The sequence below is a fragment of the Solwaraspora sp. WMMA2056 genome, from assembly GCF_030345095.1.
GTDB lineage: Bacteria > Actinomycetota > Actinomycetes > Mycobacteriales > Micromonosporaceae > Micromonospora_E.
Window position 1 is genome coordinate 1737875 of sequence record NZ_CP128360.1, and the last position, 16283, is coordinate 1754157.

Here is a 16283-nt window from a genome sequence, read left to right on the forward strand (position 1 = left end):
CGACGACCGACGGGTCGGTCCCACCGGCAACGGTGGGACCGACCCGTCGAGCGACAGGTCAGCTGGCCAGCCGCCAGCGGCCACCCCGGAACACCAGCATCGTCAGCGCCTGCGGCATCAGCCCCGAGTGGTTGTCCGGCGTCATCCGGATCGGGCCGGAGAGCCCGTCGAGCTGGGTGGTCTCCAGCACCTCCCGGATGGCCTCGCGGTCGACCGTCTCGCCACCGGACAGGGCCACCGCCTCGGCGATCAGCTGTACGGCGTCGGCGGCGAACGACGAGAATCCGTAGTAGCTGCCGAACCGGGCGGTGTAGTCGCGGAACCACTGTTTGCGGGCGGCCTTCGCCGGGGTGTTGGCGATCACGTCGTCGATCACCATGGTCTGGGTGAAGACCAGGTTGACCCCCTCGGCGCCGTTGGCGGAGCCACCGGTCAGGAACAGGTCACCGGCGGCGGCGGCGTCGAAGAAGACCGGCCCCGGGTAGTCGACCTGTGCGGCGCTGTCAGCGGCCAGGACGGCCTGCTCGGCCGACGTCCAGACCAGCAGCGCGCCTGGGTCCTCGTCGTCGTCCTCCGGCTCGGCCAACGCCGACACCGCCTGGCTGACGTCGGTGTCGGTGGTCCGGACCTGCTTGCTGGCGACCAGGTCGATGTCGAGCTTGTCCAGCTCGGCGGACATCACCCGCAGGCCGTCCTTGCCGTACTCGTCGTCGGTGTGCAGCAGGCTGGCCTGCCGGATGCCGCGACGGCGGAGTTCGTTGGCGATGGTGGCGGCGCTGTCTGCCGCGTTGGGCCCCAGCTTGAACACGTACCGCCGCTCGGCGACCGGGGTGGCCACGGCGGTCGCCGGCGCCAGCGAGATCGTCGGCACCCGCTTGTCGTTGAGCGTCCGGGCCGCGCCGACGGCGCAGTCGCTGCAGCTGCCCATGATGATTGCGGTGACCTGGGAGTTGCTGGTGAAATCACCGATGTTGCGCAACGATTCACTGGGATCGGAACGATTGTCGCGCACGTCGAGCCGGATCGTGCGACCGCCCAGCAGCCCTGACTCGTTGATCTGTTCGACACTGAGTTCGAGAGCGCGCTGGTAGCCCTTGCCGACCGCCGCAGCGGCTCCGGACAGCTCGAGATCGGCGGCGATGACGATCTCGCCCCCGGCCGTCGAATCACTACCGAACTGGCATCCCGTGAGTGAAGAGGCCAGCAATGTGGATGCGAGCGCCGTCGCGACGGCGGAACGGATGGGCCTCAAGTCAGTCCTCCAGGTACGCGGCGGATGCGCAACCGGTCCGGCCGGCGGCGGTACGTGTTGTCGCGTCCTCAATAGAAGTCGCGCCGACGGCATGCCGTACGGTGTGCGCGGAGCCTGCAAACGTGGAAACCTTGCCAATGGGCGGCGTTCTGGTCAAGCGCGCCGGTCATCCGGTTCCGGGAAGTGTGTCTCACATGTTGGCGGCGAGAAGTGGTCGCGAACAGTGACACTGCCGATGCAACTGTCGGTGGAAGTTCCATCCGCCCTGATCAGAGCGGTGTGGTGCTCATACTGTCCGGTAACTCAGGGATGAATCCGTGCCGTGCGACCGATTCCTGCCTAGCTGAGGCTTCCCAACAGGGTCCACTTCTGGTGAAATCGCGGCCGTGCCGCATGCGGCGCTCACCGCTGCATCAGGCACCGGTCGGCAGTCCGCGTGTGGAGATAGCGACGGAGGCGATGTCGTGAGGACTGGACCGACGACCCTGCCCGACAACGGCCCGCGGAAGCGGCGTGCGCCGTTGCGATGGGTGCCGCGGCTGCGAGACGCCCGGATCAGGTCCAAACTGGCCGTCATCCTGGTGGTGCCGCTGGCCGCGGTCGCCGCTCTGGCCACCGTACGGCTGGTCGACGTCGGTCAGGGCGCGCTCGACGCCCGGATGGTGCGCTCGATGGCCGAGATCTCAGTGGACGTGTCGGCACTCGCTCAGGAGGTCCACAAAGAGCGGATGGCCGCGCTGTCCTTCCTCGCCGGTGACGGCGCCGACCCCGAGGCGTACAACGTCCAGGTGCGACGCACCGACGAGCGGGTCGTCGCGTACACCGCCGAACGCGACCGGGCCGGCGACGTCCCGGACGCCGTCGACCGGCAGCTGGTCGCGATCGACGACCACCTCGACACCCTGAACGCCACCCGCCAGGAGGTGCTCAGCCGGGGCGAGATGCCGGTCCAGGAGGCGGTGCTGCGCTACGGCGTCATCCTGTCCGACCTGATCTCCTACGGTGAGGTGCTGGGCCAGGTCTCCGGTGACGGCGAGGTGCCGGACAGCCTGCGCGCGGTTTCCGCCTTCGCCCGCGCCAAGGCGGCGACCGCCGAGGAGGAGGCGATCGTCTTCGCCGCGCTCTCCGGCGGCCGGCTGGAGGAGGAGCAGTTCTCGTCCTACCTGGCCACCCTGACCGGTCAGCAGGAGGCGCTGCTGTCCTTCTCGCTGGCCGCGTCACCGTGGGAGCAGGCCCTGGTCGACAACAGCGTCACCGGTGACGCCGTGTTCCTGGCCGACCGGGTGTCCACCGAGATCACCCGCTCGGTGGGCCAGCAGTCCCGCATCGGCGCGACCCAGGCGGCCCGGACCGTCGGCGCGGTCAACGACCTGATGCGGTGGGCCGAGATCCAGCTCGAGGCCCGGCTGCTGCAACGGGCCACCGAGGTCAGCACGAACGTCACCCGCCAGGCCGTCATCGAGTCGATCCTGGTGCTGATCGCCCTGGTGCTGGCGATCGCCCTGGCCGTGGTGCTCGCCCGGTCGCTGAACGACTCGCTGCGCCGGCTGCGCGACGGGGCCCTGTCGGTGGCCGACCGGGACCTGCCGGAGGCGGTCGCCAAGCTGCGGGACGTCAACGACCTGAACGACCGGGGGCCGGAGGAGATCGTCCGCAGCCTGCGGGACCCGATCCGGCTGCCCAACCGCGACGAGGTCGGCGAGGTCGGCCGGGCGTTCAACGTGGTCCACCGCGAAGCGGTCCGGATCGCCGCCGAGCAGGCGGCGCTGCGGGCCAGCGTCTCGGCGATGTTCCTCTCCCTGGCCCGACGCAGTCAGACCCTGGTCGACCGGATGATCGGCGAGCTCGACACCATCGAGCGCAACGAGGAGGACCCGAAGCGGCTGGCCCAGCTGTTCCAGCTGGACCACCTGGCCACCCGGATGCGCCGCAACGACGAGAACCTGCTGGTGCTGGCCGGCGCCGACTCGACCGCGCCGCGCCGTGAGGACGCGCTGCTGGTCGACGCGATGCGGGCCGCACAGTCCGAGGTCGAGGCCTACAACCGCATCGAGTTCGGCACGATCGACACCGACATCCTGATCTCCGCGTCCGCCGTCAACGACGTCGTCCGACTGGTCGCCGAGCTGCTCGACAACGCGACCCGGTTCTCCCCGCCGACCACGACCGTCGTCGCTGACGCCCGCCGGTTGCGCGACTACGTGCTGATCCAGGTGGAGGACCGGGGCCTGGGGCTGTCCGAGGAACAGCTGGACAACCTCAACCGCCGGCTCGCCGAGCCGTCGACGATGGACGTCTCCGCGTTCCGGCTGATGGGTCTGGCCGTGGTCAGCCGGCTCGCCGGCCGGTACGGCATCCGCGTCGAGCTGCGTCCCAACGTCGACGGCGGCACCCTGGCGCAGGTGACCCTGCCCAGCAGCATCCTGGTGCTGCCGCAGCGCACCCGCGAACCGGTGGGCGGCCGGGGCCGGCCGGGCCTGGCGGCCGAGCCGATCTCCGCCGCACCCACCTCGGGCGGCACCTGGGCGCCCGTCTCCGGACCGCCGATCTCCGGACCGCCGATCTCCGGGCCACCGGTGTCCGCCGCCCCGGCCCGTACGGCGACGCTGACCGACCAGTGGCACAACGCCCGTTCGTCGCAGTGGAACGCGGTGGCCGGTGCCCCGACCGCAGCCTTCCCGGCGGTCACCCCCGGTCGTGGCGCACCCGCTGCCGGCCCGGTGCCCCCCGCACCGGTGCCCGCACCGGCCGCCGTGGCACCGACGACCGCCGTACCGGCTCCCGCGCCGCCGGCCGGCCCGTCCCCGCCGTCGTTCAACCCGCCGGCCCCGATGGCCGGGCACGCCACGACGGCCGAGCCGGCCGCCAACCTCAGCCCGCCGACGGTGGCGTACCCGACGCTGCGTACCTCCGGGTTGCGGGGCTCCGGCGGCCCCGGCGACCAGCCACTGATCCCGGCCACGGCACACCCGTTGGCGCCGGTGGTCCGCACCGCCGGCCAACTGCCGCAGGGTCCGACCGCCGGTGGGCAGGGCGCGGCGCGGCCGGAGGACGCGACCGAGATGCCGATCTTCCGGGAGATGGAAGCGGTCTGGTTCCGCGCCCAGGGCCAGGCCGAGACCAAGGTGTTCCAGATGCCGACCGCCGGCCACGCGCCCGACGTCGCCACGTCCACCGGCACCACGCCGGCCACCGGCGCTGCGTCGTCGACCGGCGCCCCGCTGTCCACAGGCGCCACCGCGCCGACCGCCGCGTACCCGACGACGACCTCTACCAGGCCACCGTTGCCGGCACGCAACCCGGGGCAGTCCGCCCCGGCCCCAGCGGCGTACTCTGCTCCGGTGCAGCCGAACGCCGCACCCCAGTCAACGACCGCGCCACCCACCCACGCACCGTCCACTGCGGGCGCCGGCGGTGGCGCGGCGACGGGTGCCACCCCACGGCAACGGGTCGGTGACTCCGGCAGCTGGCGGACCGCCGCCGACGAGGGGTGGGCCCGGGCCAGTCAGGCAGCCGAGCCGGCGGTCGCCGGCATCACCCGATCGGGCCTGCCCAAGCGTCAACCCCAGGCGCAGCTCGTGCCGGGCGGCGTGGAGCCGGCGGCGAGCCGGGGACCGACCCGGCGTACCCCGGACGAGGTCCGCGGCCTGCTGTCGGCCTACCACCGCGGTGTGCAGCGGGGTCGGACCGCCGGCAGCGAGCAGTACCGCGCCACTTCAACCAAGGAGAACAGCGAATGAACAGGCCAGCAGCTATTCAGGACATGGGTTGGCTGCTCAGCAACTTTGCCGACAGCGTGGCGGGCATCGCCCACGTGGTGGCTGTCTCGGCAGACGGACTGCTGCTCGCTTCCTCCCGGGACCTGCCTGCTGACCGTGCGGACCAGCTCGCCGCCATCACGTCCGGTGTGGTCAGTCTGACCGACGGAGCCTCCAGGATGTTCAGCGCCGGCGGCGTGCTGCAGACTGTGATCGAGATGGACAGTGGCTACCTGTTCCTGATGTCCATCAGCGATGGCTCGTCGATGGCGGTGCTCGCCGCGCGCAGCTGCGACGTGGGTCAGGTCGGCTACGAGATGGCGCTGCTCGTCGAGCGCGTCGGTGCCGCCCTGGTCCCGTTGCCGCGCGAGGCCGTGGGCCGGCCCTGAGCCGTCGAAGTTCCGTAGCGACAGGGGACCGTCACCGGTGACGTGCCAGCAGACCCAGGAGGAGGTGACCGTCGGATGGGGCAGCCACATCAGGACCCGCGCGGGGCGCTGGTCCGGCCCTACGCGGTCACCCGGGGCCGCACCGAGCCGCGTCAACACATCGCGCTGGAGGCGGTCCTGGTGGCCAGCGCGGCAGCGGTCACCGAGTCGCGGTTCGCCGGGCACGACAAGCATCGGATCGCCACCATCTGCGACAACCGTGCGCAATCACTGGCGGAGATCGCCGCGTACACCCGGCTCCCGCTGGGCGTCGCGCGGGTCCTCGTCGCCGACATGGTCGCCGACGGCCTGCTGGCGTTGCACAGCGCCGCTCCGGTAGAGGCCTACGAGGAGCGGATGGAACTTCTGGAAAGGGTGCTAAGTGGACTTCGCAGGCTATGACCGCCCTGGCGTAGGCCAGAAAAAGGAGATCACCTCCGCGAAGATCGTCATCGCGGGCGGTTTCGGGGTGGGAAAGACCACCATGGTCGGCGCGGTCTCCGAGATCACACCGTTGACCACCGAGGCGTTGATGACCTCGGCCGGCGTCGGCATCGACGATCCGTCGAAGGTGCCCGGCAAGGAGACCACCACGGTGGCGATGGACTTCGGCCGGATCACGATGGCCGACGACCTCATTCTCTATCTGTTCGGCACCCCCGGGCAGACCCGGTTCTGGTTCATGTGGGACGAGATCATCCGGGGCGCGGTCGGTGCCGCCGTACTGGTGGACACCCGGCGGATCACCGATGCGTTCGCCCCGCTCGACTACTTCGAGAACCGGCAACTGCCGTACCTCGTCGCGCTCAACTGTTTCGACGGCGCGCCCCGGTACGAGCCGGAGGAGATCCGGGAGGCGCTGGCGATCGCCCCGCACGTCCCGCTGGTGATGTGCGACGCGCGCAGCCGGGATTCGACCAAGCACGTGCTGGTCAACGTCGTCGAGCACGCGATGGCGACGCTGCGGGCCGAGCACGGCCGGGGGTTCCCGACCCCGGTCGGCTGACCGGTGACGGCGACCGGCGGCCGGACCAGGCCGCCGGTCGCTGGCCGGCAGCCACTCGCCCGGTAGCTGGCTGGTAGCTCAGTTCGGGGCGCCGCCGCGACGTTCGCCCACCTGGTAGGTGCTCAGTCGACGGGTAGTCGGTAGCCCCGCTTCACGACCGTCTGGATCACGCCGGGGGCACCCAGCCCGGCCCGCAGCCGGGCCACGGCCATCTCCACGGCGTGCTCGTCGGCGCCGCGTGGCAGGGTGCGCAGCAGCGCGGCCCGGGACAGCACCCGGCCCGGGGTCTGCGCCAGTGCCCGCAGGACGGCCATCGGCGCGGGTGCCAGCGGCCGCAGTTCGCCGTCGATCACCGCCGCGTGCCCGCGCAGGGTCAGCAGGTGGCCGCCGACCTTCAGGTTGACCGCCCGCCGGGGCAGCTCGTCGACGATGGTGCGGACCAGGGCGCCGAGCCGGGCCCGGCCGGGGGCGATCACCGGTACGCCGTGGCGGCGCAGCGGCGCGGCGGTGACCGGCCCGACGCAGGCGGCGAGCACGTCGGTACGCATCGCCTCCAGCACCGCCTCCCCGTTGCTGCCGGCGGCCCGTAGCAGCGCCCCGACCGCCGGTGCCGAGGTGAAGGTGACGGCGTCGACGAGCCGGCCGGTGACCAGGTCCACCAGCCGGTGCAGCGGCGCCGGGTCGGTCGGTGGCGCCCAGCGGTACACCGGCACCTCGATCACCGTGGCGCCGGCGGCCTCCAACGCCGAGGAGCATTCCGGCTGCCGGTCGCCGTGCAGCTGCATCGCGACGAGCTGTCCGGCGACGCCACGGGCCCGCAGGTGGTCGATCACCTCTTCGCAGCTCTCCGAGGCCGGTGACCACTGGTCGTGCAGGCCGGCGGCGCGGATCGCGCCCCGGGCCTTCGGGCCCCGGGCGACGATGTACGCGCCGCCGAGCACCGCCCGCAGCGGTTCGGCCAGGCCCCAGCCCTCGGCCGCCTCCAGCCAGCCGCGCATGCCGATGCCGGTGTTGGCGACCAGCACGTCCGGCGGATCGTCCAGACACGCCCGGGTCGCGGCGCGCAGCTCGGTGTCGTCGGCCAGCGGCACGATCCGCAGCGCCGGGGCGAGCACCACCCGGGCACCACGTCGCTCCAGCAGCGCGGCGAGTTCGTCGCGTCGCCGGTCGGCGGTGACCCCGATGGTGAATCCGGACAGCTCGTCGGACATCACTGGTCCTGCCGCCGACCGAGCACCTCGATCAGCCCGTCGCGGCAACGTACCCGGTAGGTCGGCACGGCGACGCCCGGCAGGTCCAGGCATTCGCCGGTACGCAGGTCGTAGACCTGCTTGTGCAGCGGTGAGGCCACCGTGGGGATGTCGCCCCGGGTGCCGACGATGCCGCGGGACATGACGTTGGCGCGGGCCACCGGATCCTGGTTGCCGATCGCGTACAACGTCCCGTCGTAGGTCCGGAAGATCGCCACCTGTTCGCCGTCGACCAGTGCGGCCACGCCGCGCTCCGGCTCCACCCGGGGGTACGGGCAGACCGGTGTCCACTGGTCGGTCATGTTGATCGTCTGCACACTCATCGGCGTACCTCCAGGGTTGTCGGGAGGCCGAGCGCCACGGGCCGGCGCTCGCCCAGGGCCGGCACCGGCTGGCCCCGTTCGACCTCGAAGGTGATCGACGGGTCCGGGGTGTCGGGTGCGTTGACGAAGGAGGCGAAGCGGCGCAGCCGCTCCGGGTCGTCGATCGTGTCCCGCCATTCGTCGGAGTACGACTCGACGTGGCGGGCCATCGCCGCGTCCAGCTCGGCGGCCAGCCCGAGCGAGTCCTCGACGATCACCGCCCGCAGGTGGTCCAGGCCGCCGTCCATCGCCTCGATCCAGGCGGCGGTGCGTTGCAGCCGGTCGGCGGTGCGGATGTAGAACATCAGGAACCGGTCGATGGTGCGGACGAGCTCCTCGGTGGACAGGTCGCTGGCGAACAGGTCGGCGTGCCGGGGCCGGAAGCCGCCGTTGCCGCCGACGTAGAGGTTCCAGCCGACGTCGGTGGCGATGATGCCGAAGTCCTTGCTGCGGGCCTCGGCGCATTCCCGGGCGCAGCCGGAGACCGCCGACTTGATCTTGTGCGGGGCGCGCAGCCCCCGGTAGCGCAGCTCCAGCGCCACCGCCAGGCCGACCGAGTCCTGTACGCCGTAGCGGCACCAGGTCTCCCCGACGCAGGACTTCACCGTCCGCAGCGCCTTGCCGTACGCGTGACCGGACTCGAAGCCGGCGTCGACCAGCCGCCGCCAGATCTTCGGCAGCTGCTCCACCCGGGCGCCGAACAGGTCGATCCGCTGCCCGCCGGTGATCTTGGTGTAGAGGTTGAAGTCCCGGGCCACCTCGCCGATGACGATCAGCTTCTCCGAGGTGATCTCCCCGCCGGGGATCCGGGGGACCACCGAGTAGGTGCCGTCGCGCTGGATGTTGGCCAGGAAGTGGTCGTTGGTGTCCTGCAGGGCTGCCTGCTCGCCGTCGAGGACGTAGCCGTTGCCCAGCGAGGCGAGGATCGAGGCGACCACCGGCTTGCAGATGTCGCAGCCGCGGCCCCGGCCGTGCTCGGCGACCAGCTGGGAGAAGGTTTGGACACCGCGGACCCGGACGATGTCGAACAGCTCCTGACGGCTGTGGTCGAAGTGCTCGCACAGCGCGGTCGACTGGGTCACCCCGGCGACGGAGAGCAGCTGCTTGAGCATCGGTACGCAGGACCCGCAGCTGGTGCCGGCCCGGGTGCACGCCTTGATCGCGGCGACGTCGGTGCAGCCCTCGCCGATCGCGCCGAGGATCTGGTCCTTGGTGACCGCGTTGCAGGAGCAGACCTGGGCGCTGCCGGGCAGCGCATCGATGCCGGCCCCGCCGGCCCCGTCGGAACCGGCCGGGGCGAGCAGCGCCAGCGGCGGGCCGGGCAGTGGGCCGCCGACGCTGGCCCGCAGCGTCGGGTACGCGGTGGCGTCGCCGACCAGCACCCCGCCGAGCAGGGTCCGCGCGTCGTCGGAGAGGACCAGCTTGGCGTAGACCCGGGTCGCCGGGTCGGTGAAGGTGACGTCCAGGCAGTCGGCGGTGGCGCCGTGCGCGTCGCCGAACGAGGCGACGTCGACGCCGAGCAGCTTGAGCTTGGTGGAGGTGTCCGCGCCGGGGAAGGCGGCGGTGCCGCCGAGCAGCCGGTCGGCGACCACCTCGGCCATGGCGTAGCCCGGTGCGACCAGCCCGTAGCAGCGGCCCGGTTCGCCGTCGACGCTGATCGCGGCGCACTCGCCGACCGCCCAGATGCGCGGGTCGCTGGTCCGGCAGGTGGCGTCGACGCTCACCCCGCCGCGTTCGCCGACGACCAGCCCGGCGGCGCGGGCCAGGTCGTCGCGGGGCCGGACGCCGGCGGCGACCACCACCAGGTCGGACTCCAGTTCGGTGCCGTCGGTGAGGGCCACGCCGTGCGGCGTACCGTCCGGTCCGGTGCGGATCGCCGACGTCGCGGTCCCCAGGTGCACCTCGACGCCGAGGTCCTCGACGTAGCGGCGCAGCATCGCCCCGCCGGCCTCGTCGATCTGCACCGGCATCAGCCGGGGGGCGAACTCCACCACATGGGTACGCAGGCCGAGCAGCCGCAGCGCGTTGGCCGCCTCCAGGCCGAGCAGTCCACCGCCGATCACCGTACCGACCCGACGGGTGGCCTGCGGGTCGGTGGCGAAGGACCGGATCGCCTCCAGGTCGTCGATCGTGCGGTAGACGAACACGCCGTCGCGCAGTCCGCCGCCGGCCGAGCCGCTGCCGTTGGCTGCTCCGTCGGCGTCGGCGTCGGCGGGCCGGTGCGCGCCGTCGATCGGCGGGACGAAGGCGTACGAGCCGGTGGCCAGCACCAGCGCGTCGTAGCCGTACTCGCCGTGGTCGGTGACGACCACCCGGCGCTGGCGGTCGATGCGTCGGGCCGGCTCGGCCAGCCGCAGGTCCACCCCGTCGTCGGGGGTGTGCACGCTGAGCTCCTCCGGCGCGACCCCGTCGAAGAACGCCGACAACCGGACCCGGTCGTACGCCGGCCGGGACTCCTCGGCCAGCACCGTCACCTGCCAGTCGCCGGCGGTGTCGCGGGAGCGGACCGCTTCGACCAGGCGTTGCCCGACCATGCCGTTGCCGATGACGACCAACCGGTTCATACCGGTACCTCCACGTCGGAATCCACAGAAGAGAGCCAGTCGACGATGCCGGTGACGGCGTCGGTGCAGCTGCCGCAGCCGGTGGTGGCGCGGGTGGCGGCGACGACCTCACCGACCGACCGGGCACCGGCCCGCCAGCAGCGCACCAGCGCGCCCTTGCTGACGGTGTTGCACTGGCAGACGGTCGCCGCGTCCGGCATCAGCGCCGGACTGGTCACCGGAGCGGCCACGGTGCCGCCGACCGCCCGGCCGAGCAGCAGGGCCCGGCGGTCCGCCGGCACCTGACCGCCCCGGTCGAACAGCTGGATGACGGTGCCGACGGCCGGGTTGTCGCCGAGCATGATCGCCCCGGTGAGCCGGTCGTCGCGGATGAGCAGTCGGGCGTACGTGCCCCGGACCGGGTCGGCGAAGCTGAGTTCCTCGGTGCCGGCGTCGGCGTCGCCACGGGTGTCGCCCATCGCCGCCAGGTCGATGCCGGCGGCCTTGAGCCGGGTCACCGTCGGCAGTGGCCGGTAGCGGGCGGCGGGGTCGTCGCCGGCCAGCACCCGGGCGAGCACCCGGGCCTGCTCCCAGGCCGGCGCGACCAGGCCGGTGACCACCCCGTCGTGTTCGGCGCAGTCGCCGATCGCCCAGATGTGCGGGTCGCTGGTGGCCATCCGGTCGTCGACCACCACGCCACGGCCGACCGTCAGCCCGGCCCGGCGGGCCAGGTCGGTGTCCGGGCGGACCCCGCAGGCGAGCACCAGCAGGTCCGCGGTGAGTTCGCGGCCGTCGCCCAGGCGCAGCCGGACGCCGTCGGCGCCCGCGTCGACCGCTGCGGCGGCGGCGGCAAGTTCGGTGCCGACGCCGAGCCGGGCGAGGGTACGGGCGAGCACCGCGCTGGCGGTCGGGTCGAGTTGGCGCTCCATCAGCTGGTCGACCTTGTGCACCACCCGGACGTCGAGCCCACGGGCGGCGAGCCCACGGGCGGCCTCCAGGCCGAGCAGGCCGCCGCCGAGGACCAGCGCGGTGCGGGCGCCGGCGGCGGCGGTGAGGATCCGCCGGCAGTCGTCGAGGGTCCGGAACACCGCGACCCGCTCCGGTAGCGCCGCCGGGTCGAGCGCGGCGGTCGGGTTCGCTGTGTCGGCCGGGTCCGTTGTGTCGGCCGGGCCGGTCAGGCCGGGCAGCGCGGGCACGACCGCCCGGCTGCCGGTGGCCAGCACCAGGTGGTCGTACTCGGTGGCGCCGCCGTCGGCCGTGCGGACCGTACGGGTGGTCGGCTCGATCGCGACGACCGGCAGCCCGGCGCGGACGTCGACGCCGTGCCCGGCGGCCTCGGTCAGCGTCACGTCCAGCTCGTCGGCGCGGCCGGCGAGCAGGTTGGACAGCATGATCCGGTTGTACGCCCGGTGCCGCTCCGCCCCGAACACGGTGATCTTGAAGTCGCCGCGCCGGGCGTGCAGCTCGGCGGCGAGCCGGGCGCCGGCCATGCCGTGACCGACGATGACGATACGGTTCACGCTCGCTCCACCCTGACCGCGCAGATCTTGAACTCGGGCATTCGGGACGTCGGGTCCAGCGCGTCGCTGGTCACCGAATTGATCCGGGCCGCGCCACCCCAGTGGAACGGCGCGAAGACGGTGTCCGGGCGGATCGAGGTGCTCACCCGGGCCGGGGCGCACATCTCGCCGCGTCGGCTGGTCACCCGTACCTGCTCGCCGTCGGCGACGCCGAGCTGCTCGGCCAGGTCCGGGTGCAGCTCGACGAAGGCCGCCGGAGCGGCGTCGTGCAGCGGTGCGATCCGTCGGGTCTGTGCCCCGGACTGGTACTGCGCCAGCACCCGACCGGTGGTCAGGTAGAGCGGGTAGTCGGCGCAGGGCTCCTCGGCGGCGGCCCGGTGTTCCACCGGCACGAACCGGGCCCGCCCGTCGGGTGTGGGGAAGCGGTCGGTGAACATCCGTGGGGTGTCCGGCAGGTCCGGGTCGGGGCACGGCCAGAAGACGCCGTCGGCCGCGTCGATGCGCTCCCAGGTGACCCCGGCGTAGTCGGCGATCCCGCCGGCCGAGGCCCGGCGCAGCTCGGTGAAGACCTCGCCCGGCTCGGCCGGGAACTGCCCGGCCGGGCAGCCCAGCCGCTGCGCCAGATCGGCGAGGACGGCCAGGTCGGTGCGGGCACCGGCCGGCGGCGGGCGGACCGCGTGCCGGCGCAGCACCCGACCCTCCAGGTTGGTCATCGTGCCGTCCTCTTCGGCCCACTGGGCGCTGGGCAGCACGACGTCGGCCATCGCCGCCGTCTCCGACAGCACGAAGTCGGCGACCACCAGCAGGTCCAGATCGGCCAGTCGCTGCTGGACCCGGCCGGCGCGGGGCGCGGACACCACCGGGTTGGAGCCGAAGACCAGCAGCGCCTTCGGCCCGGCCGGGGTGCCGAGCGAGTCGAGCAGTTCGTAGGCGGAGACGCCCGGGCCGGGCAGGTCGGCCGGGTCGACACCCCACACCCCGGCGACGTGCGCGCGGGCCGCCGGATCGTCGATGCGCCGGTAGCCGGGCAGCTGGTCGGCCTTCTGGCCGTGCTCCCGCCCGCCCTGGCCGTTGCCCTGCCCGGTCAGACAGCCGTAGCCGGAACCGGGTCGGCCGGGCAGCCCGAGGGCGAGCGCCAGGTTGACGTACGCGCTGACCGTGTCGACGCCCTTGGCATGCTGTTCGGCCCCGCGCGCGGTGAGGATGACGACCTTTGCCGGCGCGGCGTCGGCGTCGGGTCGGCCGCCGCCGGCCAGCGCCCGCGCCGTCGCCTCCAGATCGGCGATCGGTACGCCGGTCAGCCGTTCCACCCGGGCCGGCCAGTACCCGGCGACGGTGGCCCGGACGGCGTCGAAGCCGGTGGTCCGCTGCGCCACGTAGTCCCGGTCGGCCCAGCCTTCGCGGAGCACGACGTGCAGCAGCGCGTTGGCCAACGCCAGGTCGGTGCCGGGGGTGGGCTGCAGGTGCAGGTCGGCCAGCCGGGCGGTGGCGGTCCGCCGGGGGTCGACCACGATCAACGTACCGCCGCGCTGCTTGAGCTCGGTCAGGTAGCGGGCGAACGGTGGCATCGTCTCGGCCACGTTCGCGCCGACCAGCAGCAGCGTGTCGGCCGCGCCGACGTCGGCCAGCGGAAACGGCAGCCCCCGGTCGACCCCGAAGGCCCGCATCCCGGCGGCGGCCGCCGAGGACATGCAGAACCGGCCGTTGTAGTCGATGTTGCGGGTGCGCAGCGCGACCCGGGCGAACTTGCCCAGTGCGTACGCCTTCTCGTTGGTCAGCCCGCCGCCGCCGAAGACGGCGACCGCGTCGCGGCCGTGCGCCCGCTGAATGCCGGTGACGCCGTCGACGATCCGCGCCAGCGCTTCGTCCCAGCTGGCCGGGCGCAGCGGCGCGGCGCGCTGGTCGCGCACCAGCGGAGTGGTCAGTCGCTGCGGGTGGTCGAGCAGCTCGGCGGCGGTCCAGCCCTTCTGGCAGAGGCCACCCTGGTTGGTGGGGAACTGCCGGGGTTGCACCGTGACCGTGCCGTCGGGGTCGGCGCGCAGGTGCATGCCGCACTGCAACGCGCAGTACGGACAGTGCGTTGCCACGGTCCGGGCGGTGTCCTGGCCAACCGGCCCGATGGTCACCTGCACGCTGCGTGGCATGTGCGAAGCGTGCCGCTGGGCGATTTCGCCGGGACGTCTCGATTGTTTCGAGCCTGCTAAGAGCGGCTCACACGAGCCGGGGGCAGAGGGTTGGCTGATCGGACCCCTGATCGATCTCACTATCGGTCACGGCGGGCCGTGCGTTCTCCGTTGCGCGCCCGAATCGCCAGTTGCACCCGATCGGAACTGGCCGCGCCTAGCTTCCTGCCAACACCGACCGCTACCGACTGATCGCGGAGGAGCTGAGCCACACGTGAGCCAGGCCACCACGGATACCACGACGGCAGAGGTCGCCGCCAGCGATCCGGTCCTGCCGCCGAGCGCCGGTCGATCCGGCTGGCCGGGGCGCTGATCGGCATCGCCGGCGCGGTCGGGGCGTTCGGCGGGGTGCTGGTCGACATCGCCTTCCGGCAGTCGTTCCTGACCTACGGTACGGCGGACGCGGCGTACCTGGCGTTCATCGCCTTCTACGCGGTCTGCGTGGTCGTCACCTGGGCGGTGTACCGGCGGCCGGGGACGCGACTGCCGGGCGTCTGACAACCGGCGGTCGGGTGGCGGTCGGGTCGGCGGTCGGGTGGCGGTCCGCTGTTTTGACCGCCCCGGCCGTCACCCGGTATCGTTGCCTGCTGTTGTGTGACAGCCGAGGGGCGTCCCTCGCCGGGCTAGTCACCGTCGCCAGCGAGCGACGCCCGTCGGGAGCACTGCCCGTAGGGTGGGCCCGCTGCAAGGTGGCAGGCCAGCCGGGGTATGCTTGTCGTTCGCGCGCGCGTTCCTTTACGGGTTGCCCGGTCATCGGGTCGTCCTGCCGGCCCGCGCGTTACCCGACGCGCGACCCCAGACCGACGACGAGACAAGGTAGACCTGTGCGTACGTACAGCCCGAAGCCGGGTGAGATCGAGCGTCAGTGGCACGTGATCGACGCCTCTGATGTCGTGCTGGGCCGCCTGGCCACCCACGCCGCCACGTTGCTGCGCGGCAAGCACAAGCCCACGTTCGCGCCGCATGTCGACACCGGTGACTTCGTCATCGTCGTCAACGCCGGCAAGGTGGCGTTGACCGGCAACAAGCGGCACACCAAGGTGGCCTACCGGCACTCCGGTTACCCCGGTGGGCTCAAGCAGGTCGGCTACGACGAGCTGCTGGCCAAGCGTCCGGAGCGGGCGATCGAGCTGGCCGTCAAGGGCATGCTCCCGCACAACAAGCTCGGCAACAAGCTGATCCGCAAGCTCAAGGTGTACGCCGGTGCGGAGCACCCGCACGGCGCGCAGCAGCCGGTGCCGTTCGAGATCAAGCAGATCGCGCAGTGAGCGCGGGCGAAGGAAACAGCATGACCGACACCACCGAGGCCAGCCCGGTCGCCGTCGTCGACGCCGACACCGAGGTGGCCCCCGCTGCGGCGCCCGCCCCCGTCGTGCGCACGCCGCGCGGTGAGCGCCCGATCCAGACCGTGGGTCGGCGCAAGGAAGCCATCGTCCGGGTCCGGATCGTTCCGGGCTCCGGCAAGATCACCTGCAACGGGCGGGAGCTCGAGGAGTACTTCCCGAGCAAGGTGCACCAGCAGTTGATCCGCGAGCCGCTGGTCACCGCCGAGAAGGCCGAGGCGTTCGACGTGATCGCGAACCTGCGCGGCGGCGGCATCACCGGCCAGGCCGGTGCGCTGCGGCTCGGCATCGCGCGGGCGCTGTGCGCCAACGACCTCGACGACCGTCCGGCGCTGAAGAAGGCCGGCTTCCTGACCCGGGACGCCCGGGTCAAGGAGAGCAAGAAGTACGGCCTCAAGAAGGCCCGTAAGGCCCCGCAGTACTCGAAGCGCTAGTCGTCGTGCACGGCTGAACGGACGGCCGGGACACCCTTTCCACAGGGTTTCCTGGCCGTCCGTGCTTTTTTGTCTAGTTGGCGTGTTTTCTCCCGTTCGCCGGCAGTATCTTCTTCGGTTGCCGGACCCCACCCGCACCACCTCGGGTGGGCCACCCCTCACCCCGTGACGGGCCGGCGGACCGGCACCATCAGCGGGACCATC

The 16283-nt window shown here is 72.5% G+C and carries 12 protein-coding genes and 1 pseudogene; 7 read left to right on the plus strand and 6 right to left on the minus strand.

The genetic code is table 11. The features are described from left to right. Positions 1-58 precede the first annotated feature (58 nt). Positions 59-1252, minus strand: a complete 1194-nt coding sequence (locus O7608_RS08050) for an ABC transporter substrate-binding protein (protein ID WP_289209346.1) — start codon at positions 1250-1252, stop codon at positions 59-61. A gap of 464 nt (positions 1253-1716) precedes the next feature. Here O7608_RS08050 and O7608_RS08055 point away from each other — a divergent pair, with 464 nt between their 5' ends. The 4 genes from O7608_RS08055 to O7608_RS08070 all read left to right on the plus strand — a co-directional run bounded on the left by O7608_RS08055 (position 1717) and on the right by O7608_RS08070 (position 6444). Further along, on the plus strand, positions 1717-4992 hold the full coding sequence (locus tag O7608_RS08055; RefSeq protein WP_289209347.1) for a sensor histidine kinase: 3276 nt from the start codon (positions 1717-1719) through the stop codon (positions 4990-4992). Beyond that, positions 4989-5399 carry a roadblock/LC7 domain-containing protein gene (locus O7608_RS08060; RefSeq protein WP_282223999.1) on the plus strand — a complete coding sequence of 137 codons (411 nt, stop codon included), beginning with the start codon at positions 4989-4991 and terminating at the stop codon, positions 5397-5399. The genes O7608_RS08055 and O7608_RS08060 overlap by 4 nt, the downstream gene beginning before the upstream one ends. A gap of 75 nt (positions 5400-5474) precedes the next feature. Beyond that, positions 5475-5840 (plus strand): DUF742 domain-containing protein, encoded by a 366-nt coding sequence (locus tag O7608_RS08065; protein ID WP_282223998.1) that lies wholly within the window; start codon positions 5475-5477, stop codon positions 5838-5840. Next, a complete protein-coding gene (locus O7608_RS08070) occupies positions 5821-6444 on the plus strand; it encodes a GTP-binding protein (protein WP_282223997.1) in 624 nt (207 codons plus the stop codon). Before O7608_RS08065 ends, O7608_RS08070 begins: the two co-directional genes overlap by 20 nt. Before the next feature lie 122 nt (positions 6445-6566). Here O7608_RS08070 and O7608_RS08075 read toward each other — a convergent pair whose 3' ends face one another. The 5 genes from O7608_RS08075 to O7608_RS08095 are packed head-to-tail and all read right to left on the minus strand — an operon-like array spanning position 6567 to position 14263. Further along, positions 6567-7655 (minus strand): uroporphyrinogen-III synthase, encoded by a 1089-nt coding sequence (locus O7608_RS08075; protein ID WP_289209348.1) that lies wholly within the window; start codon positions 7653-7655, stop codon positions 6567-6569. Then, positions 7655-8017, minus strand: coding sequence for a nitrite reductase small subunit NirD (gene nirD / locus O7608_RS08080; protein WP_421359082.1), 363 nt, complete (start codon positions 8015-8017; stop codon positions 7655-7657). The genes O7608_RS08075 and nirD overlap by 1 nt, the downstream gene beginning before the upstream one ends. Next, positions 8014-10620, minus strand: a complete 2607-nt coding sequence (gene nirB, locus O7608_RS08085) for a nitrite reductase large subunit NirB (RefSeq protein WP_289209349.1) — start codon at positions 10618-10620, stop codon at positions 8014-8016. The genes nirD and nirB overlap by 4 nt, the downstream gene beginning before the upstream one ends. Next, positions 10617-12119, minus strand: a complete 1503-nt coding sequence (locus O7608_RS08090) for an FAD-dependent oxidoreductase (RefSeq protein ID WP_289209350.1) — start codon at positions 12117-12119, stop codon at positions 10617-10619. The genes nirB and O7608_RS08090 overlap by 4 nt, the downstream gene beginning before the upstream one ends. Then, positions 12116-14263, minus strand: a complete 2148-nt coding sequence (locus O7608_RS08095) for a molybdopterin oxidoreductase family protein (protein WP_289209351.1) — start codon at positions 14261-14263, stop codon at positions 12116-12118. The genes O7608_RS08090 and O7608_RS08095 overlap by 4 nt, the downstream gene beginning before the upstream one ends. A gap of 324 nt (positions 14264-14587) precedes the next feature. Here O7608_RS08095 and O7608_RS08100 point away from each other — a divergent pair. The 3 genes and pseudogenes from O7608_RS08100 to rpsI form a co-directional block, all read left to right on the plus strand. Next, positions 14588-14800, plus strand: a pseudogene (locus O7608_RS08100) (MFS transporter); the annotation flags it as partial. A gap of 326 nt (positions 14801-15126) precedes the next feature. Continuing rightward, a complete protein-coding gene (gene rplM, locus O7608_RS08105) occupies positions 15127-15570 on the plus strand; it encodes a 50S ribosomal protein L13 (RefSeq protein ID WP_282223991.1) in 444 nt (147 codons plus the stop codon). Between the two features lie 20 nt (positions 15571-15590). After that, positions 15591-16079, plus strand: coding sequence for a 30S ribosomal protein S9 (rpsI, locus tag O7608_RS08110; protein WP_282223990.1), 489 nt, complete (start codon positions 15591-15593; stop codon positions 16077-16079). Positions 16080-16283 lie beyond the last annotated feature (204 nt).

Bases quoted from the DNA above. Each gene is read 5' to 3' on its own strand.
- O7608_RS08060 (WP_282223999.1), top strand. From the start codon at position 4,989: ATGAACAGGCCAGCAGCTATTCAGGACATGGGTTGGCTGCTCAGCAAC.
- O7608_RS08065 (WP_282223998.1), top strand. From the start codon at position 5,475: ATGGGGCAGCCACATCAGGACCCGCGCGGGGCGCTGGTCCGGCCCTAC.
- O7608_RS08075 (WP_289209348.1), bottom strand. From the start codon at position 7,655: ATGTCCGACGAGCTGTCCGGATTCACCATCGGGGTCACCGCCGACCGG.
- nirD (WP_421359082.1), bottom strand. From the start codon at position 8,017: ATGAGTGTGCAGACGATCAACATGACCGACCAGTGGACACCGGTCTGC.
- nirB (WP_289209349.1), bottom strand. From the start codon at position 10,620: ATGAACCGGTTGGTCGTCATCGGCAACGGCATGGTCGGGCAACGCCTG.
- O7608_RS08095 (WP_289209351.1), bottom strand. From the start codon at position 14,263: ATGCCACGCAGCGTGCAGGTGACCATCGGGCCGGTTGGCCAGGACACC.
- rpsI (WP_282223990.1), top strand. From the start codon at position 15,591: ATGACCGACACCACCGAGGCCAGCCCGGTCGCCGTCGTCGACGCCGAC.